The sequence below is a fragment of the Herbidospora cretacea genome (assembly GCF_001570605.1).
GTDB lineage: Bacteria > Actinomycetota > Actinomycetes > Streptosporangiales > Streptosporangiaceae > Herbidospora > Herbidospora cretacea.
Map to the genome: position 1 here is coordinate 54,886 of NZ_BBXG01000023.1, position 24,073 is coordinate 78,958.

The window sequence follows — 24,073 nt, forward strand, 5'->3', positions numbered from 1 at the left end:
AGTGTCGCAGGTCTTGACGTGGTTGCTCGATAAGTATTTGAATCACGATTCAACAAATATCGGTCGGAGGGGATCGTGATTACGGACGCACTGCCGAGGGTCTTCTGGACCGACCGGCCCGCTCCCGCCGCGTATCCGCCGCTCACCGGGGCGACGACGGCCGACCTGCTGATCGCGGGCGGCGGCTTCACCGGCCTCTGGGCTGCTGTGCTGGCCAAACAAGAAAACCCCGCCTGCGACGTCGTTCTGGTCGAAGCCGAACGTATCGCGTTCGGCGCGACCGGCCGTAACGGGGGCTTCATCGCCGACTCGATCACCCACGGCCTGACGCACGGCGCACACCGCTGGCCTGGGGAGATCGATCTTCTGCTGGCGCTCGGCCGGGAGAACCTGGCCGCCATCGCCGACTTCGTCGCCGAACACGACATCGACGCCGATCTCCGGCTCTGCGGCAAGACGACGGTCGCGGTAGCGCCCCATCACGTCGACGAATTGCGGTCCGCCGAAAAGCGCCACCGGGACCATGGCGAGGACGCCACATTCCTGGACGCCGGGGACATGCGGGCCGACGTCCACTCCCCGACCTACCTGGGCGGACTGCGGCTGCGCGGCACCGGCGGGCTCGTCGACCCGGTGAAACTGGCCTGGGGCCTGCGCCGCGTCGCCGAGAACCTGGGCGTGCGGATCTACGAGCACACCCCGGTGGCCGGCATGGAACGCTCCGGTCCCTCGGTACGCGTCCCGACCCCCCACGGCGTGATCAACGCGCGCCAGGTCCTCATCGCGACCAACGCGTTCCCGTCGCCGCTGCGCCGGCTGCGCAACTACGTCCTGCCCGTGTGGGACTACGTGCTGGTGACCGAGCCCCTCGACGCCGAGCGAAGGGCGTCGCTGGGCTGGCTGGAGGCGCAGGGCATCACCGACGCCGGGAACCAGTTCCACTACTACCGCCTGACCGCCGACGACCGCCTGCTGTTCGGCGGGTACGACGCCGTCTACAACTTCGCCGGCGGCGGCAGCGACCAGCGCCCCGAGTCCCACGCGCTCCTGGCCCGCCACCTGCTGGAGACGTTCCCGCAGCTCGAAGGGGTCCGGGCCACCCACCGCTGGGGCGGCCTGATCGACTCGACCAGCCGCTTCACCCCGTTCTTCGGCACGGCCATGGGCGGCCGCGTCGCCTACGCCCTCGGCTACACCGGCCTCGGCGTGGGCGCCTCGCGCTTCGGCGCGCTGGCCGGTCTCGACCTGCTGGCGCGGCGGGAGACCAGACGTACCGGACTGAAGATGGTGCGCCGCCGCCCGGTGCCCTTCCCACCTGAGCCGATCCGCTGGCCGGTGGTCGAGTTCACCCGCCGGGCCCTGGCCCGCGCCGACGCGAACGAGGGCAGGCGCGGCCCGTGGCTGCGCGTCCTCGACCGCTTCGGCATCGGTTTCGACAGTTAGAAGACCCAGACATGACGACTTTGATCAACCCCGCGACCGGCCAGGTCATCGAGGAGATCCCGGACAGCACCGACGTCGCCGCGAAGGTGGCCGCCGCCCGGTCGGCCTTCGAGCAGTGGCGCGAGGCGACCCCGGGCGAGCGGGCCCGGGTCCTGCTGCGGCTGGCCGACCTGGTGGAGCGGGACGCCGACGAGCTGACCCGCCTGGAGGTCGAGGAGACCGGCAAGCCTGCGGCGGTGTTCCGCGACGGCGAGCTGCCCTTCGCCGCCGACAACCTGCGCTTCTTCGCCGGGGCGGCGAGGTCGCTCGACGGCACCGGCGCGGGGGTGCTGAGCTCGGGCTACACGTCGATGCTGGTCAAGCGCCCGGTCGGCGTGGTGGGCTCGATCGCGCCGTGGAACTTCCCGTTCATCATGGCGGTCTGGAAGGTCGGCCCCGCCCTGGCCGCCGGGAACGGCGTGGTCGTCAAACCGGCCCCCCGCACTCCTCGCTCGACGCTGAAGCTGGCCGAGCTGCTGGCCGAGGCCGGGGCCCCGGCAGGTCTGCTCGGCGTCGTCACCGGCGGCGCCGACGTGGGCCAGGCGCTGGTCACCGACCCCGGCGTCGACATGGTCAGCGTCACGGGTTCGACCGCGACAGGCAAGGCCGTGATGCGGGGCGCCGTGGAGGGCCTGAAGCGCGTCCACCTGGAACTGGGCGGCAAGGCCCCCGCCCTGGTGTTCGCCGACGCCGACCTGGAGGCGATGGCCTTCGGCGTCACGATGGGCGCGACCTACAACACCGGCCAGGACTGCACCGCCGCGACCCGCGTCTACATCGAACGTTCCCGCTACGCCGAGGGCGTCGACGCGCTCGCGGCCGCGCTGGAAAAGGTACGTCCAGGCGACCCCTGGGCCGACGGGACCGACATCGGCCCGTTGATCTCCGCCGAACACCGGGACAGGGTGCACGGCTACGTCGCGCGCGCGTCGGGCCGGATCGTCCGTGGGGGCGATCCGCTCGACGCGCCCGGCTACTACTACCCCCCGACCCTCGTCGCCGACGCGGAGCAGGGGAGCGAGATCGTCCAGGGCGAGGTGTTCGGCCCGGTTCTCGTCGCGCTGCCTTTCGACGGGGAGGACGAGGCGGTGCGCCTGGCCAACGACACGCCCTACGGGCTGGCGTCCTCGGTGTGGTCGACCGACGTGTCGCGGGCGCTGCGGGTGTCACACCGGCTGGACGTGGGCGTGACGTGGGTCAACGACCACCTGCCGATCGCCTCGGAGGCGCCGCACGGCGGGGTGAAGGGGAGCGGGTTCGGCAAGGACATGAGCCAGGAGGCGGTCGGCGAGTACTCGGTGACCAGGCACCTTATGATCAAGCACGCCGCCCCGGTCGCCCGGGACTCCTTCCGGCCAGCCTGACCGAGGCTCGGGCGGGTCTCATGGTGGCCCGCCCGATCGGTGTTCAGTCAGCGGCGAGGACCGCCAGATATCCGGCGACCAGCAGGGTCAGCAGGACGAGCAGCATGCTCGTACCGCTGACCACCACGACGAGACGGGTCCGCTTGAGCGTCCAGCGGATGGCTCCCGTCACCAGCGTGATCGCGGCGACGAAGATAAGGAGAGTCAGATCCCGGCTCTCGCCGGTCGACGTGGACATTGCCACCATGAGGTGAAGGGCTAATGTGTTCATTGAGGTCTTCCGATACAGAGAAGCGCTGTAACCGAACCTTGATGTCACGGGCATTTCTGCACCTCTGGCCAGGTGTGGGGGTGTCCGTGACGCGTTGAGGAGGGAAGCTGCTCGTCGCATCGACTGTTCAGAGGGTGGTCCTCGCGTCTGTGCCATGACGCCTCACTGAATTTAACTTAACTTCATTCGGTATGGACTCTTACATCAGTTGTTCCCGAATTGAAGCGCGCCTATCTCTATACTCGCTGACCTGGTGACCTTCGTTTGAGGCTGTGTTCGCCGACTGGGATCGCCTAACCTGCTTGTTCTTATATTTGTCGCGCTTCAGTCGATAGGCTGAAGTTCAGCTGAATGGAGCGACGGTGATCAGCGAGCGAGCCACGGCGTTGGCGCTGAGGTTGCGCGAGCTCCGTGAGGCTCATTGGCCCGGTGTCCGGTTGACCCAGCATCAGCTGTGCGCCGCGCTGGAAGTCAGCGCCCCGCTTGTCTCGTCATGGGAGAGCAGGAGAGCGCCGAAATTACCGCCGATGTCGCGGCTGGAGGGCTACGCGGCGTTCTTCGCGACCAGGCGATCGATGGATTACGATCCGCCGCGTCTGCTGCCGCTGTCGGAGCTCGACCCAGAAGAACTGGAGAAGTACCGGAAACTGCTCGGCGAATTGGGCCGGCTCAGAAGACAGGCAATGGGTGGTCAGCACGAGCACGGCGAGGCTCACCATGACCTCGGCGCGGACGCCTTCGCGGGCAACCCGTTCCAGTTCCCGCCCGGTGAGTCGGTGACGATCATCTGCTCGGAGGTCCCCGAGGATGATCTCGCCCGGATTCGCTACAGCGATCCGGCCAGCCTCGACTACATCGATCTGTACAAGTACTCCGACCTCGGGGCCCTCTTCGAGGTGCACGGGCACGTACGGGCCGCCAATCCGCGCAGCCTGGTGACCCGCCGGGTACTGCGTGAGCTGCAGGAAGATGATCTGACCACCCACCTTGTGCTGCTCGGCGGGGTCGACTGGAACGTGATCACCCGAAGGATGCTGGGCATCATCGGGACGCCGGTCCTCCAGGTGGCCGACTGGGACGATCCCCGGGGCCCGCACTTCCAGGTCGCCGCCGGTGGCCGGACCGAGGCTCACTACACCGTTGTGGAGCAGGTCGACGACCGCGCTGAGCTGGTCGAGGACGTGGCGTTCCTGTACCGGGGCCGGAATCCGAACAACAGGCTACGCACTCTTACGATCTGCAACGGCATGTACGCGCGTGGCGTCTATGGGGCTGTCCGGGTTCTCACGGACGAGACGTTCCGCGGGCGCAACGTGGAGTACCTGCGCGACCGCTTCGGTGACGCGGAGGAGTACAGCGTGCTGATGCGGGTGCGGATCCAGGGGGGCCACGTGGTCACGCCCGACCTCACCGACCCGGGAACCGTCCTGCACGAATGGCCCGACCATGCCGCATGAGGTCGCTGTCCATCACGGTTCGCACCGGCATCTCGTGGAAATCGTCGAAGGGCCGGCCGGGCACGCAGCCACAGTGGACGCGATCGTGGTGCCCACCATTCGGTCACCCGAATGGCTCCTCCATGCCGCCGACCTGGCCTGGAAACTGGGCTGCCCGCTGGTCTCCCTGCACAGCCGGACCCGAGGACGGGCTCAGCACACCGCCGACCTCATGCCGGACGGCGTCAGATACCTCGCTGTCGACCTCACCCGGCCGGAAGTGGTGAACCTGCCGACGCTTATGACGTCGCGGCTGCTGGAGAACACGATCTTTCACCGCACCACGGATCTGAGCGTGAAGCGCAACGCCGGTCTGGTCCTGGCCAGGTTGATGGGCTGGGAGCGCATCGTCTTCCTGGACGACGACATCACCGTCGGCGGTCATCGGCAGCTTCTCAACGCGGTCGCCCTGCTCGACCGTTTCGAGGCCGTGGGGATGAACATCGGCGGTTTCCATGACAACTCGGTGGTCTGCCACGCGCATCGCAAGACCGGGGGTGATCAAAGCTCCTTCATCGGTGGCGGTGCCTTGGCCGTCCACACGATGCGGGACGAGACCGCCTTCTTCCCCAACGTCTACAACGAAGACTGGTTCTACCTGCTCGAGGACACGAAACTGCGGTCGCTCGCGATCACCGGGGAAGTCAGCCAGCGGAAGTACGACCCCTATGACCGGCCCGAACGCGCCCGCGACCAGGAATTCGGCGACGTGCTCGCCGAAGGCATCTACTGGCTCCTTGACGCGCAGACGGGAGAAGACTGGCGCCGCGCCGCGGATCATGCCCACTGGACGAGGTTCCTGCGCAGACGGAAACTCTTCATCGAGAACGTGCTGCGACGCTCGGCGCTGATTCAGGAGTCTCAACGCCGCCATGCCGTGCAGAGATCACTGCTGGCCGCGCTCCACCGGTTGAATCAGATCGAGCCGGAGTTCTGCGTCAGGTATCTCGACGCGTGGGCCGCCGACCGTGAGCGCTGGGCCCAGCACCTCAGGGCGATTCCCCTGATAGGAGCCGACGAGACCCGCCTGCCTGACGTGATGAAGTGGATGACCCGCCATTTTGGCCCCCAGTTGATATCGGCGGCACGAATGAGTATGTGATTTGGCTGTGGTTCATCCGGGAATGTGAGGTCCGTGGGGCCACCTGACATTCGCCAAGCGACTGAGGCGGACCTTCCGGCCCTCATCGAGACCCTGCAGCAAACCGCCTATTTCGCCGATCGGCTTCACCGCCAGGCGGCCGGGCATGGCCTTTTGCTGGTCGCGTGGGAGGGTGACCGGCCCGTTGGGGACGTCTACTTATGGATGGGCGCGGCCGAGGAGGCGGCGCTCCGCCGCCATCTGCCCGATGTCGCACTGATCACCCATCTCGAAGTGGTGGCCCATCGCCGGGGCAACGGGATCGGGACCAGACTTCTGGCAGAAGCCGAACGGCGTCTGTGGTTCGCCGGGCGCAAGAAGGTCGCGCTCGGTGTCGACCTGGGCAACCACCGAGCGGAGAAGTTGTACGCGAGGGAAGGCTACAAACGGTGGGAGTACGGGCTGGTCGAGACGGTGGGAATCTTCTACCGCCCGGACGGTTCGCCGGAGCAGCGGCCGGAGCTGTGCCGGATCATGGTCAAGGAATTGCGCGCCTAGGAGCAGCTCACCCGGACTCGGCGTCGAAATAGAGTTCCGAGGTCACCCGGTATCGATCGCCCCGGTAGATCGATCGGGTGAACTCGACGATGCGGCCGTTCACGTCGCGCGTCGTCCGCTCCACCAGCAGGGCCGGGAAGTGTTCCGGCACGTTCAGCAGCTCTGCCTCCGTCTCGTCGGTGACCGTCGCCTCGATGGTCTGCACGGCGCTGCGGACGTCGACCCCGAAACGTTCCCGCAGGACCTTGTAGAACGACCCCGTCTCCATGTCCGCCGGTACGAGGCCCGGCACCAGCTCATGGGGCAGGTGGAGCCGTTCGATCGCCATCGGTTCGTCGTCGACGACGCGGAGGCGGACCACGCGCAGGACCGGGGTCGCGGGGGCCAGTTGCAACCGGCTGGTCAGCTGGGGGCCGGCGGGGGAGGAGCCGAACTCCAGGATGGCGCTCAGCCATTTTCCCTCGGCCGGGGGCGCGTAGAACGATCCACTTGGGGTCGCGGCCAACGCCTGGGTGACGCGCTGGGGGCCGGTGAAGGTGCCCCGGCCGTGTTCGCGGACCAGGACGCCCGACCGTACCAGGTCGTCTATGGCCGCCCGCAGGGTCGGGCGGGAGACGCCCAGTTCCTTGCACAGGTCGCGCTCCGACGGGATGGCCTCGCCGGGTTTCTTGTCGGCCACGTAGTCGAGCAGGAAGTCGCGCACCCGGTCGCGCTTCAGCCCTGCCCGCATGTTGACAGTCACATCTGCGACCTTACCAGCGTCTTACCAGTTGTCGAAGGTAAACACTGAATAACGGGTCTTGACGGGTCTACTGGTTAAGACCACTCTAGCGCCAGCAGGCAGATTTCTTACCAATATCTGACCACTGGGAGAACCAATGGCCCCCCGGTTCCTCGCCGCGGCAGCGGTCCTGGCGCTCGCCGCCGGGCTCACCGCTTGCGGCTCTTCGCCCACCGAGAGCACCACTCCGGAAGCGCCCGCCGCGACCGCGCTCACCGTCTGGATCATGCGTGACAGCATGTCGGACACCCTGCTCAGCACCTTCGAGCGCGACTTCGAGGCCGCGCGCCAAGGGGTCACCCTCGACATCCAGATCCAGGAGTGGGACGGCATCGGCCAGAAGGTGACCAGCGCCCTGGCCAGCAACGACGCCCCTGACGTGATCGAGGTGGGCAACACCCAGGTCGCCGAGTACGCCGCCAGCGGCGGCGTGAAGGACCTGACCGACAAGGTGGCCGAGCTCCAGGGCGCCGACTGGCTGCCCGGTCTCGCCGACCCCGGCAAGATCGACGGGCGGCAGTACGGCATCCCCTGGTACGCCGCCAACCGCGTCGTCATCTACAACAAGGACCTGTTCGACAAGGCCGGCGTCGCCCCGCCCACCACGCGGGACGAGTGGATCGACGTGACCACCAAGCTCAACGCCGACGGCAACCAGGGCATCTACCTGCCCGGACAGAACTGGTACACCCTCGCCGGCTTCATCTGGGACGAGGGCGGCGACCTGGCCGTCAACGAGGGCGGCACCTGGAAGGGCGGCCTCGACAGCCCGCAGGCGCTGGCCGGGATCGACTTCTACAAGAAGCTCCAGGCGCTGGGCGAGGGGCCGAAGGACTCCGACGAGGCCAACCCGCCGCAGGCCGACGTGTTCGCCAAGGGCAACGTGGCGCAGCTCATCTCGGCTCCGGGCGGCGCGGTGGCGATCGAGAAGGCCAACCCCGAGCTGGCCGGGAAGCTCGGCTTCTTCCCGATCCCCGGCAAGACCGCCGCCACCCCGGGCGCCGTCTTCACCGGCGGCAGCGACCTGATCGTGCCCGAGGCGTCGAAGAACCCCGATCTCGCGTACGAAGTCATCAAGGCCCTCGCCGGTGAGAAGTTCCAGACGGACATGGCCAAGGAGATGTCCTACGTCCCGAACCGGGTCTCCCTGGGCGGCGTGCTGACCAGCGAGGGGGCGTCGGCTATGGCCAAGGGCGCCGCCAACGGCCACGCGACGCCGAACTCGGCGAACTGGGCGGCGGTCGAGGCCAAGAACGTCATCAAGGAGTACATGACCACCTACCTGACCGGCACCGACGGCCCGGCCGAGGCGGCCAAGGCCTCCCAGGTCATCGCGGACATCCTCAACACCAAGTCCTAACGGGGGGAACGCCCACCCACCCTTGGGCCTGCGGCCCCGGGCGGGCCGCTCCTCGGCCCCTCCGGCGAACAAACCCAGCTCGCAGGCCCAGCTCGAGTCCCAGCTCGAGTCCCAGCGCAAAAGCCCCGCGCAAAGGTCCCGCGCAAAGGTCCCGCGCAAAGGTCCGGCGCAAAGGGCCCAGCGCAAAGGCCCAGCGCAAAGGCCCAGCGCAAAGGCCCAGCGCAAAGGCCCAGCGCAAAGGCCCAGCGCAAGCGGGCGAGCTGGGTCCCGGCCGCCCGGCTCACCACACAAGGACCTCGTCCAGCACGTACAGAACAGAAAGGACACCTGTGGTCACGCAGGCTCCCGAGCGGCCCGTCCCCGTGGCGGCCCCACCTCCGCCGAGGAGGAGACCCGGCGCGGGGGCGCTGTGGCCCTACCTGCTGGTGGTCCCGACCGTCGCCGGCACCGCCTACCTGCTGTTCTATCCCCTCATCCGGAGCGTGGTCATCTCGTTCCAGCACTTCAGGACCGGTGAGCTGATCCGCGGGGGAGCGGCGTTCGTCGGGCTGGAGAACTACCACGACGCGCTCGGCTCGGCGGAGTTCTGGGCGGTCGTCAGGAGGACCCTCGTCTGGACGGCGGTCAACGTCGTCCTGATCATGATCCTGTCGACGCTGGTCGCGCTGATGGTCGCGCGGCTGGGGAAGAGGCTGCGGCTGGCGGTGCTCGGCGGGCTGGTGCTGACCTGGGCCACGCCGGTGCTGGCGGCGACCACGATCTTCCAGTGGCTGTTCCAGTCGAAGCTCGGAGTGGTCAACTGGCTGCTGACCAGCGTCGGTCTCAGCCGGTTCGACGGCTACACGTGGTTCGCCGACGGGACGGCCACGTTCGCCATCATGGTGCTGCTCGTCGTCTGGCAGTCGGTGCCGTTCGCGGCGCTCACGCTCTACGCCGGTCTGACCACCATCCCGCAGGAGCTGTTCGAGGCGGCCCGGATCGACGGCGCGACCGGGCGGCAGGTGTTCCGAGACGTCACCTTCCCGATGCTGCGGCCCCTGTTCGGGCTCATCACGTCGCTGGAGATCATCTGGGTGTTCAAGTGTTTCGCCCAGATCTGGGCGATCAGCCAGGGCGGGCCGGACGGCGCGACCACGACCCTTCCCGTGTACGCCTACCAGGTCGCCCAGTCGCTGCACAAATACGACCTCGGCTCGGCCATCTCGACCCTGACGGTGCTGATCCTGCTGGTCGTGCTGATCCCGCACCTGCGCCGCATGTACCGGCACGAGGGCGAGGGCCGGTGAGACGGATCCCCCTCACGCTGGCCGCCCTCAGCGTCATCGCCTTCTCGGTCTTCCCCGTCTACTGGATGGTCGTCACGGCCTTCAAGCCGACCCGCGACATCCAGGCGGACACGCCCCAGTTCCTCCCGCTCCATCCCACCCTCGACCACTTCGAGACCGCGATCGCCAGCGAGGGGTTCGGGCTGTTCTGGCGCAACTCGCTGCTGGTCTCACTCGGCGCGGTCCTGCTCAGCCTGGTGGTCGCGCTGCTGGCGGCGTTCGCGGTGGCGCGGATGCGGTGGCGGGGGCGCAAGGCGTTCATCCTCATGGTCTTCATCGCGCAGATGGCGCCGTGGGAGGCGCTGCTCATCCCGATGTTCATCATCGCCCGCGACACCGGCATGCTCGACAAGCTCTCCATGCTGACGCTCATCTACTTCATCAGCACGCTCCCCTTCACGATCGTCACCCTGCGGGGGTTCCTGGCGGCGATCCCGGAGGAACTGGAGGAGGCCGCGCAGATGGACGGCGCCAGCAGGGCCGCGGCCTTCCGGAAGGTCGTGCTCCCGCTGCTCGCGCCGGGGCTGATGTCCACGTCGCTGTTCGGGTTCATCACCGCGTGGAACGAGTTCGCGTTCGCCAACGCGCTGATCATCAAGAACCAGGACGACCGCACGCTCCCCGTCTGGCTCTCGTCCTTCTCCAACGTCTTCGGCACCGACTGGGGCGCCACCATGGCCGCCGCCACGCTCTTCATGCTGCCGGTGCTGCTGATCTTCCTGATCCTCCAGCGCCGGGTGACCTCCGGGATCATCGCCGGCGCCGTCAAGGGCTGAGAAAGGAACTCCAACGTGATCATTCCGCGGCCACGCGACCTGGCCGTCCTCGGGGGCTCGATCGCATTCTCCGAGGATCTCGTCCGGCTGACGCCCGACCCCGGCCTGCCGGGTGAGGGCTACCGCCTCACCCTCAAGGAGGGCCGGATAGAGCTCTCGGCGGGCGGTCCCGCCGGTGCGTACTACGGCCGCCAGACGCTGCGTCAGCTCGGTGAGCGGCTCCCGGAGGGGGTGATCGAGGACGCGCCCCGGTTCGGGTGGCGCGGGGTGATGCTCGACGTGGCGCGGCACTTCATGCCCAAGGCGTTCGTCCTGCGGCTGATCGACCTGATCGCCGAGCTGAAGCTGAACGTGCTGCACCTGCACCTCACCGACGACCAGGGCTGGCGGCTGGAGATCCGCCGTTACCCGCGTCTCACCGAGGTCTCGGGCGACCACTACACCCACGAGGACATCCGGGAGATCGTCGCCTACGCGGCCGAACGGTTCGTCCGGGTCGTCCCGGAGATCGGCATGCCGGGCCACGTGCAGGCGGCGCTGGCGGCCTACCCGGAGCTGGGCAACGACCCGTCGGCGACCTACGAGGTCTGGACGGACTGGGGCGTCAGCGAGCACACCCTCAATTTGGAAGAGGAGACCATCGCCTTCTTCCGCCACGTCCTCGACGAGGTCTGCGACCTGTTCCCGGGCGAGTACGTCCACGTCGGCGGCGACGAGTGCCTCAACCACGAGTGGGAGCGGACCCCGCGCGCCCAGGAGCGCCTGCGGGAACTCGGCCTGCCGGGCGCGCACGCCGCCCGCGCCTGGATCACCGGGCGGATGGCCGACCACCTGGCGGCGAAGGGCCGCAAGCTCGTCTACTGGTACGAGAAGCCCGACGGTCCGCCCGGCGCCACCACCATGACGTGGCTCGACGAGGAGAGCGGCACGCTGGCCGCCCTCGAAGGGCGCGACGTCGTGCTCGCCCCGCACTTGCGCACCTATCTGGACTATCCCCCCGAGCAGGAGGCCGGTCCGTTCTTCCCCGACCGGGTCCTGTCGCTGTCGAACACCTACCACTTCGTCCCGCCGAACGCGCCGGGGATCATCGGCGTCCAGGCCCAGCTCTGGACCGAGTACATGCCGACCCCGGCCGACGTCGAACGCCAGGCCTTCCCCCGGCTGCTGGCGTTCGCCGAGGTCGCGTGGGGTTCGGCGGGCGACTACTCCGACTTCCTGCGCCGTCTCGACCCCCATCTGACCCGCCTGGCCGCACAGGGCGTCTCGGTGGGTCCGCTCATCCCATAGAGAAAGGAACGATGTGTCCAGCAAGAAGTGGTTAGCCGGCGGGCTCGTGTCCGCCCTCGCCGTCATCGGACTGGTGGCGCTGCCGGCCGAGGCCGCGACCGCCCTCAAGGTGCAATACAGGACCAGCGCGTCCGGGGCCCAGGCCGACCAGGTCGAACCCTGGCTGAACCTGGTCAACACCGGCACCAACGCCGTCCCGCTGAACACCGTCAGGATCCGCTACTACTTCAAGGCCGACTCGGCGTCGCAGCAGTACCGCTTCGCCTGCTCGTGGGCGGTCGTCGGCTGCTCGACGGTCACCGGGACGTTCGGCGCGATCTCTCCCGGCACGGCCACCGCCGACCGCTACCTGGAGATCGGCTTCACGAGCGGCTCGCTCGCCCCGGGCGCCTCGACCGGCGACCTGCAGCTGCGGTTCTACCGGGCCGACTGGCAGCGCATCACGCAGAGCGACGACTACTCGTTCGGCGCGCAGGCCTCGTACGCCGACTGGAACAAGATCACCGTCTACCAGTCGGGCGCGCTGCTCTGGGGCAACGCCCCGGCGGGCGGCAACCCCAGCCCGTCGCCGTCGCCCTCTCCCAGCACGTCACCTCCGCCCGGCGGCAACAACGGCGTCGTGTTCGACGACTTCAGCTACTCCTCGCACACCGACCCGAACATCGCCGCGCACAACTGGACGATCCGCACCAACCAGGGCGGCCCCGGCATCCCGGGCGCGACGTGGCCGGCGTCCAACGTCACCTTCCCGACCGTGAGCGGCGCCAACAAGGCACTCCAGCTCAAGTCGGTCACCGACGGCACCTCCTCGGGCACCCAGCAGTCGGAGGTCCTCCACCAGCGCAAGTTCCTGGAGGGCACCTACGCCGCCCGGGTCTTCTTCACCGACGCCCCCACGACGGGCCCCGACGGCGACCACATCGTGCAGACCTTCTTCACGATCACCCCGCTCAACCAGGACCTCGACCCCAACTACAGCGAGCAGGACTTCGAGTACCTGCCGAACGGCGGCTGGGGCGAACCCGCCAACATCATGTACGCCACCTCGTGGGAGACCTACCGCAACGAGCCCTGGCTCGCGGTCAACACCCACACCGAGAACCGCATCAGCTACGCGGGCTGGCACGACCTGGTTCTCCAGGTCTCCGGCGGTGAGATCAAGTACTACATCGACGGCAATCTGTTCGCCACCCACGGCGGCGACTACTACCCCGAGACCGTGCAGTCGGTGAACTTCAACCTGTGGTTCATCAGCGGCGGCCTCGTCGGCAGCAGCACCCAGCGCCAGTGGATCCAGCAGATCGACTGGTTCTACCACGCGAAGAACGAGGTGGTCGCGCCCGCCACCGTGATCCAGCGAGTCAACACCTACCGTTCCGGCGGTACGAGCTGGGTCGACACCGTGCCCATGAGTTAAAGACGTGAACGGCGGCTCGCGCGCATTCGGGGCGCGCGAGCCGTTTCACCCGGTGCCCGGCACGTTCTTCAGCGCCTCACGGCGCGACAGCCCGCTGAGCCGCTGGTGCTCGACGTAGCGCACGACCTCGCGGGGGTCGGTCTTCGCGTACTCCCGTAACGCCCAGCCGATGGCCTTGCGGGCGAAGAAGTCGGTGTCCGACAGGCTGGGCTCGATGCAGGCGTAGAGCAGCGCGCTGTCGGTGCGTTCCTGGAAGGTGTTCTGCGACAGGATCGCGGTGCGGCGCTTCCACAGGTTCTGGTCGTGGGCCCAGTCGAGCATCGTCGGGCGCATCGTCTCGGGGAACTGGCGCAGCAGCCCGCCCACGCGGTGGACGGCGAGTTCGTCGACCAGGTCCCACCAGGCGCCGGTGACGATCATCTCCTCGTACATGGGCAGGGTGTAGAGGGTCTGCCACGTGCGGTAGAGCCGGAAGCCCGCCAGGTCGATCGCCGCGTAGCGCTCCTCGCGATATTTGGCCTCGCGCCACAGTTCCAGGACGGTGCGCCGCCACACCGGGGCCGACTCCAGGCGGTGTTCGGCGAAGACCTTCTTCAGCGCCAGCCGCCGGGGCCCCGACTGCACGCCGAGGAACGGCATCTCGGACTTCATGTAAGCCCGCATCACCGGCGCCTTTTCCGGGTCGGCGAGTTCGCCGAGGGCGGCCCGGACCGCGTCGACGAGGCTCATCCCGGCTGGCTGGTCCGGGCTCCGGTCGCCAGGCCGTCGAACAGGACCGTGATGTAGTGGTCGGCGAGGGCGGTGGTGTTGAGCCGCCCGCCCGGACGGAACCAGCGCACCGCCACCCAGATCGAGTCGCGGATCATCCGGTAGGTCAGCTTGGGGTCGACGTCGGCCCGCAGCGCGCCGCCGGCCTGGCCCTTCTTGATCTGCTCCAGCCACATGCGCTCGATCTCGTCCTCGGCCTTGACGAGGTAGTCGAAGCGGTGGTGCTCGAGCGAGCGCAGGTAGTTCCAGTCGTTCTGCATGACGGTGATGGCCGCCCGATGGGGTTCGAGCGTGGCGAACCCGATGCGGATCATCTGGGTCAGCACCTCGGTCGGGCTCCTGCCCGAGTCGAGGATCACCCGGTAGCGCGCGGTCAGGTCGTCGAGGAACGTGCGCAGGACCTCGTCGACGATCGACTCCTTGGAGTCGAAGTGGTGGTAGAGGCTGCCGGACAGGATGCCGGCCTCGTCGGCGATGTTGCGGACGGTGGTGGCCTGGAAGCCCTTGCGCGCGAACAGTTCCGCCGCCAGCTTGACCAGGTGGTCGCGGCGCTCCGAGGCGGGTCCCACGTGGGTTCTGCGCGCCGTCGCGGTGTTCTTGCGCTGGTTCACCCACCCATTATGGGCCGTTGCGCCGTTCGGGCCATTCACAGTGTCGAATCGGCGATGATCGAGGATGGCGAAAATCAAATTCCCGTTCACGTTGGGCGTCGCCTCGGGGGAGCCCGCGCCCGACGGCGTCATGCTCTGGACCCGCCTCGCGCCCGACCCGCTGAACGGCGGCGGCATGCCCGCGAGCTCCTTCGACGTGCGGTGGGAGGTCGCCGAGGACGAGGCGTTCGGCAGGCTCACGGCGTCGGGGACGGCCAGGGCCCAGCCCGCCGGGGCGCACAGCGTCCACGTGAAGGTGGCGGGCTTACGCCCGTCCTCCGTCTACTTCTACCGCTTCCGCGTGGACGGCCACACCTCCCGCGTCGGCCGTACGAAAACCGCGCCGGCGGCGGGATCGACGGCGCCGGTGCGGATCGCGGTGGCGAGCTGCCAGCGCTACGAACACGGATATTTCACCGCCCTCAAGCACCTGGCGGCGGAGCAGCCCGACGTCGTCCTGCATCTCGGCGACTACATCTACGAATACGGCAAACCGGCCGCCCCCGCCCCGGGCCGCTACGTCCGCCCCCTCAAGGACTCCACCGCCGCGTGCACCACCCTCAACGCCTACCGCGAGCGCTACGCCCTCTACCGCCTCGACCCCGATCTCCAGGCCGCCCACGCCGCCGCCCCCTGGCTGACCATCCCCGACGACCACGAGGTCGTGAACAACTACCAGGGCAAGACGGGTGACGCGAAGCGCCGCCGGGCCGCCTACCAGGCGAACTACGAACACCTGCCCTACCGTGTCAAGCCGGGCGGCGACGCGATGCAGTTCTACCGCTGGCGGCCGTTCGGCAAGGTCGCCGACCTGCTGCTGGCCGACGTGCGCCAGTACCGGACCCCCGGCGACATGCTCGGCCCGGCCCAGACGACCTGGCTGCTCGACCGTCTCACCACCTCGGCGGCCCGCTGGACCGTCCTGGCCCAGCCGCTCTTCTTCGCCCCCCGCAACCCGCCGAGCGCGGACGCCTGGGACGCCTTCCCGGCCAGCCGTGCCAAGATCCTCCAGGCCGCTCCCGACGATCTGGTGGTGCTGAGCGGCGACGTGCACAACGCCTGGGCGGGCGAACTTGACAGGGGCGTGGAGTTCGTCGCGACCGCGGTGTCGAGCGCCCCGCCCGCCGTGCGCGACGACGCGCTGGAGCGCAACCCGCACCTCCGCTTCTTCGACGGCCACCGCGGCTACCTGGTCGCCCACGCCTCGATGGAGGAGTTCACCGTCGACTACCGCACCGTCGCCTACGTCGACCGCCCCGGCGCCCCCGTGTCCACGGCAGCCTCCTTCCGTGCCGTCGGTAACAAGCTCGTACGAATCGACTTGTGAAATTGCAGGTAAGACCTCTAGCGAATAGGAAACTTTCCTATTAGATTTCGGGCATGCCCAAGTGCGGTGCCGCATGACGCGAAGCACGGAGCTGCTGCGTCTGGCTGATTCGGTCATCCTCCCCGGCTTCGTCGGGACCTCGCCCCCCGACTGGCTGCGCAGGCGTCTCGCCGACGGCCTCGCCGGGGTGGTCTTGTTCTCCCGGAACGTCGACACGCCGGACCAGCTGGCGGCCCTGACGGCCGCCCTGCGCGCGGACAACCCCGCGCTGCTGGTCGGCATCGACGAGGAGGCGGGCGACGTCACCCGGCTGGAGGCCCGGACGGGCAGCTCCCGCCCCGGCAACTACGCCCTCGGCGTGGTCGACGACGTGCATCTCACCGAGGAGGTGGCCAGGGACGTCGGACACGACCTGGCCGCCGCCGGCGTGACGATCAACTTCGCCCCCGCCGCCGACGTCAACTCCAACCCCGACAACCCGGTGATCGGGCTGCGCTCCTTCGGCGCCGACCCGGGCCTGGTGGCCCGCCACACGGCGGCCTGGATCAGAGGGTTGCAGTCGGCGGGCGTGGCGGCCTGCGCCAAGCACTTCCCCGGCCACGGGGACACCGCCGTCGACTCCCATCACGGCCTCCCGGTCGTCGCGGTCAGCCGCGAGGAGCTCCACGAGGTCGAGCTGTGGCCCTTCCGCGCCGCCATCCAGGAGGGCGTCCGGGCGATCATGACGGGCCACCTGGTCGTCCCGGCCTACGACGAGGGGATGCCGGCCACCCTGAGCCCCCGCATCCTCACCGACCTGCTCCGGGGCGAACTCGGCTTCGACGGCGTGGTGATCACCGACGCCATCGAGATGGCCGCCGTCTCGGCCTCCTACGGCATCGGCGGCGCCAGCGCCCGCGCCATCGCCGCCGGGGCCGACTCGGTCTGCGTGGGCGGCGAGCACGCCGACGAGGCGACCTTCGACCACATCCGCGAGGCGATCGCCGACGCGGTGGCGAGCGGCCTGCTGCCCGAGGCCCGGCTGCACGAGGCGTGCGCCCGGGTGGCCAAGCTGGCCGCCTGGCGGCTGGAGCCGGCCGCGCGGATCCTGAACGGCGGCCCGGTCGGCCTGGCCGCGGCCCGCCGCGCGATCAGGGTCCAGCACCACGACGGCGCCCGCCTGCCGCTCAGCACCGCCCCGCACGTCGTCGAGCTGGCCCCGGAGACCAACCTGGCCATCGACAAGGGCCAGCCCTGGGGCGTCGCCGACCCGCTGGGAGCGCTCCTCCCGGGCACCACGGTCACCCGCCTCGGCGAGGCCGAACTGGCCGACGGCATCCCCGCCGACCTGCTCGACCGGGCCGCCGACCGCCCGCTGGTCGTGGTCGTGCGCGACGCCCACCGCCACGCCTGGCAGATGGACGCCCTCGGCCACATGCTGGCCGCCCGCCCCGACGGCGTGGTGGTCGAGATGGGCCTGCCCGGACGGACCGACCTGGGCGCCGTGCACATCGCGACACACGGGGCGTCGCGGGTCTGCGGCCAGGCGGCGGCCGAGACCTTGACCGGTCGTTTGCCCTGAAATCCCCATAAGCAACGGCCTCGCGGGCGCAGCCGCGGGGCCGTTTCCATGTCCAGACCAAAATTCTGATCACAGAGTGCTATCAAACAACTACGCAGAGCTATATGCTCGGCAGTGCTTTGACCGGCCAGTCAAACAGACCGTCAAGGAAAGCGCGAGAAGGAGCCGTAGTGATCAAGAAGATCTGCGTGACCAGTGCGATGCTCGCCGCCGCCGCCGGTGCGAGCCTCATCGCCACCCCGGCGCAGGCCGACACGTGGTCCGACAACTGGAGCGCCAACATCGGTTCGGCGCAGTCGGGCAACAACTTCGGCTGGGTCGCCGCGCGCAACGCCGGCTCCGGCCGTTCGACCAACGTCAACACGATCAACGGCATCTCCGCTACCGCCACCGGCGGCAGCGTGACCGTGGTCTACATCTTCAAGTAAACCGCGGTCGCGTCCCCAGCACTCACCCCACCCGAAGGAGAGAACATGTTCAAGAAGCTCGCCGTGACCGGTGCCGTCATCGCCGCCTGCGGCGCGAGCCTGATGGCCGCCGCCCCCGCCCACGCCGACACCTGGATCAGCAACGGCAGTGTGAACCGCGGGTCCGCCCAGTCGGGCAACGTGTTCGGCAACGTGGCCGCCACCAACATCGGCAGCGGTTCGTCCACCAACTCGAACACCATCAACGGTGTCTCGGTCACCGCCCGCAACAGCGTCGCGGGCCTCGCCTACCGCTTCGACGACTAGTCGTCGACTCCGGCGCGCGCCGGGCTCTCCTTCCGGGCCCGGCGCGCGCCGTCGCGCGTTGCGGCCATGATGGGTGCTTGTACGTCATGCCGCACATGCAAGGGGAAAAGTTCGATGAAGGCCGCGTATGTCACCTGGGACGGTCCCGATCCGGAACGCGAGGTCGTGCTGACCGCATGGCTCGCCGAGGGCATCGAGGGCGCTCCCGTCCGCTGGGACGACCCCGAGGCCGACTGGTCGTCCTTCGACGCGGCGGTGGTCCGGTCACCGTGGGACTACGTGGGCCGCCGTGACGAGTTCATCGACTGGGCCTGGCAGGCCGAACAGCACACCCGGCTGCTGAACCCGGCGTCCGTGCTGGCGTGGAACACCGACAAGACCTATCTGAAGCACCTGGGCGTGCCGACCGTGCCGACCCACTGGAGCTCGCTCGCGCTGCCCGACTGGCCCGAATACGTCGTCAAGCCGACCATCTCCGCCGGGGCCCGCGACACGATCCGCACCGCCTCCGTGGAGGAGGCCACGGCGTTCGCCGCCTCCCTTGAGGAGCAGGGCCGCCCGGTCATGGTCCAGCCCTACGTCGAGAGCGTCGAGCACGAGGGCGAGATGTCGCTCCACTACTTCAACGGCCAGTTCAGCCACGCCGTCCGGCGCACTCCGCTGCTCGTCGCGGGCGTCGGCGACCTCAACGACGCCGGGGCCAAGGCCACCCTGCGCGACCCCGACGACGACCAGTTCGACCTGTCCGAGGAGATCCTGGGCAAGGTGGCCGAACCGCTCCTCTACGCGCGGGTCGACCTCGTCCGGATGCCCGGCGGCGAGCCGGTGCTCATCGAGCTGGAGCTCACCGAGCCCTACCTGTATCTCGACGCCGAGCTGGAGGCCCCGGCGTTCTTCGCGCGGGCGCTGAAGGAGATGCTCGCCTAACCGTGCGCGGTGATGCCGCCGTCCACCGGGATGACGGTTCCGGTGAGGTAGGAACCCGCTCGTGACGCCAGGAAGAGGGCCGTCCCGGCCATGTCGTCGGGGCGGCCGATCCGGCCCAGCGGGACGCTGTCGGCGACCATCTGCCTGGCCTGCGGGTCGTCGAGGACGAACGACATCATCTTCGAGTCGAACGGGCCCGGGGCGATGGCGTTGACGGTGATCGACTCCTTGGCCAGGCGGTCGGCCAGGTGCCGGGTCAGCATGTGGACCGCCGACTTGGTGGCCGAGTAGGCGTAGCTCTCCATCGCCGGGGTCCTGATGCCGTCGACCGATCCGATGTTGATGACCCGGGCCGGGTCGTCGGGGGTCGCCGACTTCCGCAGCAGCGGCAGGAAGCGCTGCGTCAGGGCGAAGACGCCCTTGACGTTGATGTTCCAGAGCTTGTCGAAGGCCGACTCGGGATAGTCGTCGAGGGGCGCGCCCCAGGCCGCGCCGGCGTTGTTGACCAGCACGTCGAGCGAGTCGTGGCGGGCGGCGACCAGGTCGTGCACGGCCTCGATCCCCTCCCGGGTCGACAGGTCGGCCTGGACCGAGCCGCAGCCCAGCGCCGAGGCGGTCTCCTCCAGCTGGTCCTTCTTGCGGGCGGTGACGTAGACGGTCGCGCCGCCGTCCACGAACCCCTGGGCGATCATCCGCCCGATCCCGCGGGACCCGCCGGTCACCACGACGGTCTTGCCTTCGACGGAGAAGAGAGTCATGCGCCTGAGGGTACCGACCGGTCGGTCTGTTCGGAACAGGCGCGACCGCGCGAGGGCCGTCGTGCTAGCGTTCGAGGCATGCAGCGCGCCTACATGACGACGACGCCGGACTCCGTCCCGGCGCGCTGACCACTGCCTTACTTCGAAGCCCGGGGCGCACGCCCCGGGCTTCGGTGCTGTGCGCCCCCTTTTCACCTGGGGAGACGCATCGTGTACGACCACCGCAAGCTCGGCCGTGAACTCGACCTGTTCGACGGCGATCCGCTGATGGGCGCGGGGCTGCCCTTCTGGCTGCCCGGCGGCGCGGCCGTCCGGATGGCGCTGGAGGACTACGTCCGCGACGTCGAGAGACGCAGCGGTTACCAGCACGTCTACTCGCCGATCATGGGCAAGCGCGAGCTCTACGAGATCTCCGGGCACTGGGACCACTACCACGACGACATGTACCCGCCCATGTCGATCGGCGGGGAGCAGGTCGTGCTGCGGCCCAGCCTGTGCCCGCACCACGCGCTGATCTACCGGTCACGGGGGCGCAGCTACCGCGAGCTGCCGCTGCGGCTGGCCGAGCTCGGCGGGATGTACCGGTCGGAGCTGTCGGGAGTGCTCGGCGGGCTGAGCCGGGTGCGGGCCATCCAGCTCAACGACGCCCACATCTTCTGCACCGCCGGCCAGGCCGTCGACGAGGCCCGCGCCGCCCTGGAGCTGATCGGCGCGGCCCACGCCGCCATGGGGATCAGGCCGGTCCGCCACCGGCTGTCGCTGCCGGGGTCCTCCGGGAAGTACGTGGCGGATCCCGGGCTGTGGGAGCGGGCGGGGGAGATGCTGCGGGAGGTCCTCGACGGGATCCCCTACGAGGAGGCCGAGGGGGAGGCCGCGTTCTACGGGCCGAAGATCGACGTGCAGATCGCCGACAACCTCGGGCGGGAGTCGACCCTGTCGACCGTCCAGATCGACCTCTACCAGCCCGCGCGGTTCGGCCTTGAGTACACCGGGCCCGACGGGGCCAGGCACCGGCCCGTCATGGTCCACCGGAGCATCGTCGGGAGCGTGGAGCGGGCCGTGGCGCACCTGATCGAGGTGCACGGGGGCGCGTTCCCGGCCTGGCTGGCGCCGGTGCAGGTGGCGGTGCTGCCGCTGGGGGAGGACGCGGTGGCCTTCGCCGACGCGGTGATCCGGCGCTGCGTGGACCTCGGGCTGCGGGCCGTGGTGGCGGGACCGGAGAAGGGCAGCCTGGGAGCGCGGATCCGGGAGGCGCGGCTGGTGCCGTACCAGCTGGTGGTGGGCTCCCGCGAGGCGGCGGCCGGCTCGGTGTCGATCCGGCTGCGGGACGGGCGCAGACTCGGCCCCCTGGGGCTGCCCGAGGCGCTGGGGAAGATCGCGGAGATCACCTCGCGACGGGAGGGCGAGCTGTGGTGACTAAGCTTTCGCTGTCCGCCCATTACTACCGAGGGAACCCGCGATGAGCGACGTGCGCGCCGAGTATGAGGAGCTGAAGGCAAGGGGACTGAAGCTCGATCTGACCCGGGGCAAGCCCGCCTCCGACCAGCTCGACCTCTCCACCCCGATGCTCTCCCTGCCCGGAACGTCCTTCCGCGCCGCCGACGGCACCGACACCCGCAACTACGGCGGCCTCAACGGGCTGGCCGAACTGCGGGCGCTGTTCAGCGGTTTCCTGCAGGTCCCGGCGTCGCAGATCATCGTCGGGGGCAACTCCAGCCTGGCGCTCATGCACGACGCGATCGTCCACAGCCTGCTGGGCGTGCCCCTCGGCGCCATCCGTGGGTGGGCCCGCGAGGAGCGGGTGGCCTTCCTGGCGCCCGTGCCCGGCTACGACCGCCACTTCGCGCTGTGCGAGCGGTTCGGCATCGAGCTCATCCCCGTCCCGATGACCCCGGCCGGCCCGGACATGGACGAGGTCGAGCGCCTCGTCGCCGCCGACCCGGCGATCAAGGGCATCTGGTGCGTGCCGAAGTACTCCAACCCCGACGGCACGACCTACTCGGCCGAGACCGTCGCGCGGCTGGCCGCCATGCCCGCCGCCGCGCCCGACTTCCGGATCTTCTGGGACAACGCCTACGCCGTCCACCACCTTTTCGACCAGGAGGCGGAGCTGGCCGACGTGCTCGCGCTGGCCACCGAGGCGGGCAACGCCGACCGGGTGTTCGTGTTCGGGTCGACGTCCAAGGTGACGCTGGCCGGGGCCGGGGTGTCGTTCTTCGGCGGGTCGCCCGAGACGATCGCCTGGTTCCTCGGCTACATGGGCAAGGGCACGATCGGCGCCGACAAGGTCAACCAGCTCCGCCACGTCGAGTTCCTGCGCGACGAGAACGGGCTGCGGGCCCACATGCGCGCCCACGCCGACCTGATCCGGCCCAAGTTCGAGGCCGTCGACCGGATCCTGTCCAAGGAGCTGTCGGGGCTGGCGACGTGGTCGTCGCCGCTGGGCGGCTACTTCATCTCGCTGACCGTGCCCGAGGGGTGCGCGAAGGAGGTCGTCCGCCGCGCCGCCGAAGCGGGCATCGCGCTGACGCCCGCCGGCGCCACCCACCCCTACGGGCAGGACCCGACCGACTCGGTCATCCGCATCGCGCCCACGTTCCCCGGCATGGCGGAGCTGGAGGCGGCGATCAGCGGCCTGGCCGTCTGCGTGCGGCTCGTGGCGGCCGAGCGCGCCTAACCCCGGGTGACGGCTCGATGACTGATAGACATCGAGCATGGCGTTGCACTCCGGACATGCGCACAAACACCCGGCGTCGCGATCGGTCAACCCGGTCACGGCGCTGGGTCTCGACCTGACCGCCCCCACCCACCGGCTCTTCGACACGCCGGTGCCCGCCGAGGCGGCCTGGCAGTTCGTCCACGACGAGCTGATGCTCGACGGGAACGCCCGGCTCAACCTGGCCACGTTCGTGACGACGTGGATGGAGCCGCAGGCGGCCCGCCTGATGGCCGAGTGCGCCGACAAGAACATGATCGACAAGGACGAATACCCGCAGACGGCCGAGTTCGAGCGCCGCTGCGTCTGCATCCTGGCCGACCTGTGGAACGCCCCCGCGCCCTCCGACGTGATCGGGACCTCGACGACCGGGTCGAGCGAGGCCTGCATGCTGGCCGGGATGGCCCTCAAGCGGCGCTGGACCGGCTCCGGAAGGCCCAACCTGGTCATGGGGGCCAACGTCCAGGTCTGCTGGGAGAAGTTCTGCAACTACTGGGAGGTCGAGCCCCGGCTGGTCCCCATGTCGGGAGAGCGCTACCACCTGACCGCCGAGGAGGCGGTCAAGTACTGCGACGAGAACACCATCGGCGTGGTGGCGGTCCTGGGGTCGACGTTCGACGGTTCCTACGAGCCGGTCGCTGACATCTGCGCGGCGCTCGACGCCCTGCAGGACGCGAAGGGGTGGGACATCCCGGTGCACGTCGACGGTGCCTCCGGGGCGATGGTCGCGCCCTTCCTCGACCATGACCTCGTCTGGGACTTCCGGCTGCCCCGGGTGGCGTCCATCAACACCTCCGGGCACAAGTACGGGCTGGTCTACCCCGGGGTGGGATGGGTGCTGTGGCGGCACAAGGCGCTGCTGCCGGAGGAGCTCGTCTTCCGGGTGAACTACCTCGGCGGGGAGATGCCCACCTTCGCGCTGAACTTCTCCCGGCCCGGGGCCGAGGTGGTGGCGCAGTACTACAACTTCCTGCGGCTGGGGCGGCGGGGGTACCAGGAGGTGCAGGGGATCTCCCGGGCGGTGGCGACGCATCTGTCGCGGCGGATCGCCGAACTGGGGGTGTTCCGGCTGATCTCCCGTGGCGACGAGCTGCCGGTCTTCGCCTTCACCACCGCTGATTCCGTGACCGCGTTCGACGTGTTCGACGTGTCGCGGCGGCTGCGGGAGCGGGGGTGGCTGGTGCCGGCGTACACATTCCCGAAGGATCGGGAGGATCTGGCGGTGCTGCGGATCGTGGTGCGGAACGGGTTCACTCATGACCTGGCGGATCTGCTGCTGGCTGATCTGGAGCGGGTGCTGCCGGAACTCCAGCAGCAGCCGCATCCGATGCACCGGGACGTGAAGGCGATGGGCTTCCACCACTGACGAGGCGACGAGCAGGCCCGCGTCGCCGTGGCCGGGGGACCGTCGCGGAGCTTCACGACGGTCATGTT

23 protein-coding genes are annotated in these 24,073 nt (G+C 69.2%); 18 read left to right on the plus strand and 5 right to left on the minus strand.

Annotation, left to right across the window (positions count from 1 at the left end):
* The first annotated feature begins 75 nt into the window (after positions 1-75).
* Both AW270_RS32310 and AW270_RS32315 read left to right on the plus strand, forming a co-directional pair.
* Complete coding sequence (locus AW270_RS32310; RefSeq protein ID WP_245674968.1) at positions 76-1,443, plus strand: NAD(P)/FAD-dependent oxidoreductase; 1,368 nt, start codon at positions 76-78, stop codon at positions 1,441-1,443.
* A gap of 11 nt (positions 1,444-1,454) precedes the next feature.
* Entirely contained in the window at positions 1,455-2,846 is a 1,392-nt protein-coding gene (locus AW270_RS32315) for an aldehyde dehydrogenase family protein (RefSeq protein WP_061299929.1), read from the plus strand.
* Between the two features lie 43 nt (positions 2,847-2,889).
* Here AW270_RS32315 and AW270_RS32320 read toward each other — a convergent pair whose 3' ends face one another.
* A complete protein-coding gene (locus AW270_RS32320) occupies positions 2,890-3,084 on the minus strand; it encodes a hypothetical protein (protein WP_061299930.1) in 195 nt (64 codons plus the stop codon).
* Positions 3,085-3,479: 395 nt separating this feature from the next.
* On the opposite strand from AW270_RS32320, the gene AW270_RS32325 reads away from it, so the two are divergent.
* Genes AW270_RS32325 through AW270_RS32335 form a run of 3 tightly spaced genes read left to right on the plus strand, consistent with a single transcriptional unit; the run spans position 3,480 to position 6,252 of the window.
* On the plus strand, positions 3,480-4,574 hold the full coding sequence (locus AW270_RS32325) for a helix-turn-helix domain-containing protein (RefSeq protein WP_157522940.1): 1,095 nt from the start codon (positions 3,480-3,482) through the stop codon (positions 4,572-4,574).
* Positions 4,575-4,608: 34 nt separating this feature from the next.
* On the plus strand, positions 4,609-5,715 hold the full coding sequence (locus AW270_RS32330) for a hypothetical protein (protein WP_061299932.1): 1,107 nt from the start codon (positions 4,609-4,611) through the stop codon (positions 5,713-5,715).
* 33 nt (positions 5,716-5,748) lie between these two features.
* Positions 5,749-6,252, plus strand: coding sequence for a GNAT family N-acetyltransferase (locus tag AW270_RS32335; RefSeq protein WP_169807403.1), 504 nt, complete (start codon positions 5,749-5,751; stop codon positions 6,250-6,252).
* Positions 6,253-6,259: 7 nt separating this feature from the next.
* Here AW270_RS32335 and AW270_RS32340 read toward each other — a convergent pair whose 3' ends face one another.
* A complete protein-coding gene (locus AW270_RS32340; protein WP_245674969.1) occupies positions 6,260-6,994 on the minus strand; it encodes a GntR family transcriptional regulator in 735 nt (244 codons plus the stop codon).
* A 136-nt stretch (positions 6,995-7,130) separates the two neighbouring features.
* On the opposite strand from AW270_RS32340, the gene AW270_RS32345 reads away from it, so the two are divergent.
* The 5 genes from AW270_RS32345 (at position 7,131) to AW270_RS32365 (ending at position 13,198) form a co-directional block, all read left to right on the plus strand.
* On the plus strand, positions 7,131-8,393 hold the full coding sequence (locus AW270_RS32345) for an extracellular solute-binding protein (RefSeq protein ID WP_061299934.1): 1,263 nt from the start codon (positions 7,131-7,133) through the stop codon (positions 8,391-8,393).
* A 329-nt stretch (positions 8,394-8,722) separates the two neighbouring features.
* Positions 8,723-9,679 carry a carbohydrate ABC transporter permease gene (locus AW270_RS32350; protein WP_245674970.1) on the plus strand — a complete coding sequence of 319 codons (957 nt, stop codon included), beginning with the start codon at positions 8,723-8,725 and terminating at the stop codon, positions 9,677-9,679.
* Entirely contained in the window at positions 9,676-10,494 is an 819-nt protein-coding gene (locus AW270_RS32355; RefSeq protein WP_061299935.1) for a carbohydrate ABC transporter permease, read from the plus strand. Before AW270_RS32350 ends, AW270_RS32355 begins: the two co-directional genes overlap by 4 nt.
* A 15-nt stretch (positions 10,495-10,509) precedes the next feature.
* Entirely contained in the window at positions 10,510-11,781 is a 1,272-nt protein-coding gene (locus tag AW270_RS32360; protein WP_061299936.1) for a beta-N-acetylhexosaminidase, read from the plus strand.
* Between the two features lie 13 nt (positions 11,782-11,794).
* Entirely contained in the window at positions 11,795-13,198 is a 1,404-nt protein-coding gene (locus tag AW270_RS32365) for a cellulose binding domain-containing protein (RefSeq protein ID WP_061299937.1), read from the plus strand.
* A 45-nt stretch (positions 13,199-13,243) separates the two neighbouring features.
* Here AW270_RS32365 and AW270_RS32370 read toward each other — a convergent pair whose 3' ends face one another.
* Positions 13,244-13,927: a DNA alkylation repair protein gene (locus AW270_RS32370; protein WP_061299938.1), complete on the minus strand. Its 684-nt coding sequence runs from the start codon at positions 13,925-13,927 to the stop codon at positions 13,244-13,246.
* Positions 13,924-14,577 carry a TetR/AcrR family transcriptional regulator gene (locus AW270_RS32375; protein ID WP_061299939.1) on the minus strand — a complete coding sequence of 218 codons (654 nt, stop codon included), beginning with the start codon at positions 14,575-14,577 and terminating at the stop codon, positions 13,924-13,926. Before AW270_RS32375 ends, AW270_RS32370 begins: the two co-directional genes overlap by 4 nt.
* Positions 14,578-14,641: 64 nt before the next feature.
* Here AW270_RS32375 and AW270_RS32380 point away from each other — a divergent pair, with 64 nt between their 5' ends.
* The 5 genes from AW270_RS32380 (at position 14,642) to AW270_RS32400 (ending at position 19,165) form a co-directional block, all read left to right on the plus strand.
* Positions 14,642-15,943: an alkaline phosphatase D family protein gene (locus tag AW270_RS32380; RefSeq protein WP_061299940.1), complete on the plus strand. Its 1,302-nt coding sequence runs from the start codon at positions 14,642-14,644 to the stop codon at positions 15,941-15,943.
* Positions 15,944-16,016: 73 nt separating this feature from the next.
* Positions 16,017-17,504, plus strand: a complete 1,488-nt coding sequence (locus tag AW270_RS32385) for a glycoside hydrolase family 3 protein (RefSeq protein WP_061299992.1) — start codon at positions 16,017-16,019, stop codon at positions 17,502-17,504.
* A gap of 170 nt (positions 17,505-17,674) precedes the next feature.
* Positions 17,675-17,932, plus strand: coding sequence for a hypothetical protein (locus AW270_RS32390; protein ID WP_061299941.1), 258 nt, complete (start codon positions 17,675-17,677; stop codon positions 17,930-17,932).
* Positions 17,933-17,977: 45 nt separating this feature from the next.
* Positions 17,978-18,238, plus strand: a complete 261-nt coding sequence (locus tag AW270_RS32395; protein WP_061299942.1) for a hypothetical protein — start codon at positions 17,978-17,980, stop codon at positions 18,236-18,238.
* Positions 18,239-18,352: 114 nt separating this feature from the next.
* Positions 18,353-19,165 (plus strand): ATP-grasp domain-containing protein, encoded by an 813-nt coding sequence (locus tag AW270_RS32400; protein ID WP_061299943.1) that lies wholly within the window; start codon positions 18,353-18,355, stop codon positions 19,163-19,165.
* On the opposite strand, the gene AW270_RS32405 is transcribed toward AW270_RS32400, so the two are convergent.
* Positions 19,162-19,923 (minus strand): glucose 1-dehydrogenase, encoded by a 762-nt coding sequence (locus AW270_RS32405; protein WP_061299944.1) that lies wholly within the window; start codon positions 19,921-19,923, stop codon positions 19,162-19,164. The two genes, AW270_RS32400 and AW270_RS32405, sit on opposite strands and share 4 nt — an antisense overlap.
* A gap of 210 nt (positions 19,924-20,133) precedes the next feature.
* On the opposite strand from AW270_RS32405, the gene thrS reads away from it, so the two are divergent.
* The 3 genes from thrS to gad are packed head-to-tail and all read left to right on the plus strand — an operon-like array spanning position 20,134 to position 24,005.
* Positions 20,134-21,339 carry a threonine--tRNA ligase gene (thrS, locus tag AW270_RS32410; RefSeq protein WP_061299945.1) on the plus strand — a complete coding sequence of 402 codons (1,206 nt, stop codon included), beginning with the start codon at positions 20,134-20,136 and terminating at the stop codon, positions 21,337-21,339.
* A 43-nt stretch (positions 21,340-21,382) separates the two neighbouring features.
* Entirely contained in the window at positions 21,383-22,600 is a 1,218-nt protein-coding gene (locus tag AW270_RS32415; protein WP_061299946.1) for an aspartate aminotransferase type Ic, read from the plus strand.
* A 37-nt stretch (positions 22,601-22,637) separates the two neighbouring features.
* Complete coding sequence (gene gad / locus AW270_RS32420) at positions 22,638-24,005, plus strand: glutamate decarboxylase (RefSeq protein ID WP_061299947.1); 1,368 nt, start codon at positions 22,638-22,640, stop codon at positions 24,003-24,005.
* Positions 24,006-24,073: the final 68 nt, after the last annotated feature.